The organism is Methanosphaera sp. (assembly GCF_016282985.1).
In the GTDB taxonomy this organism is placed as follows: Archaea; Methanobacteriota; Methanobacteria; order Methanobacteriales; family Methanobacteriaceae; genus Methanosphaera.
Genome location: NZ_JAEELZ010000111.1, coordinates 1 through 2,610, shown reverse-complemented (window position 1 = coordinate 2,610; position 2,610 = coordinate 1). Strand labels below are relative to the sequence as shown.

The window sequence follows — 2,610 nt, the reverse complement described above, 5'->3', positions numbered from 1 at the left end:
CTTGTTCCTTTGGCGCTATATTGCAGGTGGGTGCAAGCGTTCGACTGCCAACATCGTTTCGGTTGTATGGGTGCTGCTTATCGGTTGGGAGGTTTTTGCGACCGATTTGAAAGTCATGCACCCCGTGCTCATTCCGCTGCCCGAAAACGTGTTCGCGGTGTTCTCGAAGATTCCCGAGGAATTGCTGCGCAATGTCGTATCGTCTCTGACGTTGCTCGGTCAAGGATTCATCACCTCGCTCGTTGCTGCGACCATCATCGGATTGTTCGTGGGGTGGCTTCCAAAAGTGCGTGAGATGGTGTTTCCGATTGCCAAGGTGCTTGCGCCCATACCGGCCATCGTGTTCACGCCCTACCTGGTTTTGCTCTTGCATTCGTTCAGGGCAGCTGCAGTTATGGTCATCTTCCTGGGCATTTTCTGGCCGACGCTCATGAACACGATTTTGCGCGTTGAGAGTCTCGACAAGCGGATTCTCGATTCCGCCAAGATGATGGGTTTATCGACGCCTACGATGATTTTCCGCGTGCTTCTGCCGTATCTGTATCCGACGATCGCCACGGGGCTTAAGGTTCAGCTGCCAGCAGCTATGCTCATGCTTGTGATGGCTGAGATGTATGGTGCGTCGAGTGGTCTGGGGTACTTCGTCATCAACTACACGAACTATGGTAACTACACCAATGTGGTGGCAGGCATTATCATGGTGGGCATCGTAGTGACCATCCTTGACGGGCTGGTTGGCGTGCTCATCAAGAAGACAGTGAAGTGGAGCGAATAGCAACGTGTTGAAAGGACTACTCCTTTCAACGAACGGCTTCAAGAGAGAGGGTTTGACATGTCAGCTGGGAAGGCGAATTGCCTCGTGTGCGAGGCTCCGCTCGTATATTGGGAGGAAGCCCAGGAAGTTACGTGCTGCATTTGCGGCAAGAAAGAGACTGGCCATTCAATCTGCGAGGAAGGCCATTACGTTTGCGACGCATGCCATCGTTCGCAGGGCGTTGACTACATCATGGGGTTGTGCTCGGGAAGTTTGTCGACCAATCCAGTCGAAATCATGAACGAAGCGATGAACGACAAGTCCATCTACCCAAATGGTCCCGAGCATCACACGCTCATCGGTGCGGCTCTTATCACGGCTTACGCCAATGCTGGTGGCAAGAACCCTCAGGGAGAGCCACTCGACAAAGATATGGCGTTGGCGGAACTCAAGAAGCGCAGCCTTCAGGTGCCGGGCGGCACGTGTGGCTTCTGGGGAACATGCGGTGCTGCGACGAGCGCCGGTCAGGCCATGAGCATCCTCAACGGTTCGACGCCCATGAAGATCGAACCGTGGGCTCAATGTCAAAGGCTCACGTCGCTCATTCTCGGCCGTTTGGCGGATGTCGGGGGGCCGCGTTGCTGCAAGCGCACGGGTTATACTGCGGTGCTCACGGCTGTGCCGTTCATCAACGAGACCCTCGGTTCGAGCATGACGCTGCCGAGCGAGGTCACATGCTCGTTTTTCCAACGTAATGCGGAGTGTCGCCGCAAGGATTGTCCATTCTTTCCCGGCGCGAACGACGATGTGAGGAGAGCGTTTTTACCTGAGAAACAGGAATAGACGCTTTCTCTTCAACAGAAGGAAAGAGACGAGCCGCCAATGTGGAAACATGGCGGCTCGTTCTTCAAGAAAGGGTGCAAGTTTGCAACTGGAGGGATGATGCAACTTGCTGTACTTCAGACCTTCTTTAATATAAGACATTGTCTATTAAAAGACAATAACTTATTATCGAATTCATAGTTAATTAACGCGTTGCATGCAAATGAAACCCTTCTGCAGCATCGAGATTTCAGAATGGTGCTGCAATAAGTTTCCATGGGCAATGCCTTACGCTACGACGAGCGTTTGTGTTTAATGGAATGCAATGTAATGGGCGGTTCGGTGAAGAGCGCAGCTCCGAACGTATCAAAGGTGGACACTTGACTGCTTCAAGTTGGGAAAACGTATATGTATCGGCGCTCGAGCAGGCCGAAGATTACATCTGCAACAATGCGGAGTTGCTTGCCACGCTTGACATCCGGGAAGTTGCGCTTCCCAAGTTGAAACCGCTTGGCATGGGCGAGCACAACCAGAACTACTGGTTCGCGCATCCGACGACGGGCGAGAAGTTCGTGCTCCGCGTAAACGTCGCCGCTCAGCCCTTTCATGACGACCAGGTGGCATATGAGTTTGCTGCGCTTGAGGCTATGGCGAAAAGTGGCAGGGTGCCGCGCCCGGTATATCTTGACAACTCGTCTGCTGCTTTGGAGAAAGGCGTACTCGTCGAGTCCTTCTGCGAGGGCGACATGCTCGATTTCGATCACTTGCGTCCGGGCGACCTCCGCTGTGCTGCTCAGATCATGGCCGACGTGCATGCAACCGATGTGCCATGTGGCTGTTCGTTGCATAAGCCCGTCGACCCGTTGCGTGGATTGATGGAAGAATGCGTCGAGAGGTTCGAGCTCTATCGTCGCTCGGCATTCGAGGATGTACGTATCACGGGATGGACGCGCCGGTTCCTCGAGGCATCGCAACGCGCGCTCGAGACCGCGCCTCCACCGCGCGATTGCGCGCATATCGTCAACACCGAGACG

General features: G+C 54.2%; 3 protein-coding genes. All 3 read left to right on the top strand.

Annotated features, from left to right (window positions below):
- Positions 1-775: ABC transporter permease subunit (locus QZZ11_RS06680; RefSeq protein ID WP_292474668.1), on the top strand; the 775-nt coding region annotated here is incomplete at its 5' end.
- A gap of 57 nt (positions 776-832) precedes the next feature.
- Positions 833-1,597, top strand: a complete 765-nt coding sequence (locus tag QZZ11_RS06675) for a DUF5714 domain-containing protein (RefSeq protein WP_365952898.1) — start codon at positions 833-835, stop codon at positions 1,595-1,597.
- 359 nt (positions 1,598-1,956) lie between these two features.
- Positions 1,957-2,610: phosphotransferase (locus tag QZZ11_RS06670; RefSeq protein ID WP_292474666.1), on the top strand; the 654-nt coding region annotated here is incomplete at its 3' end.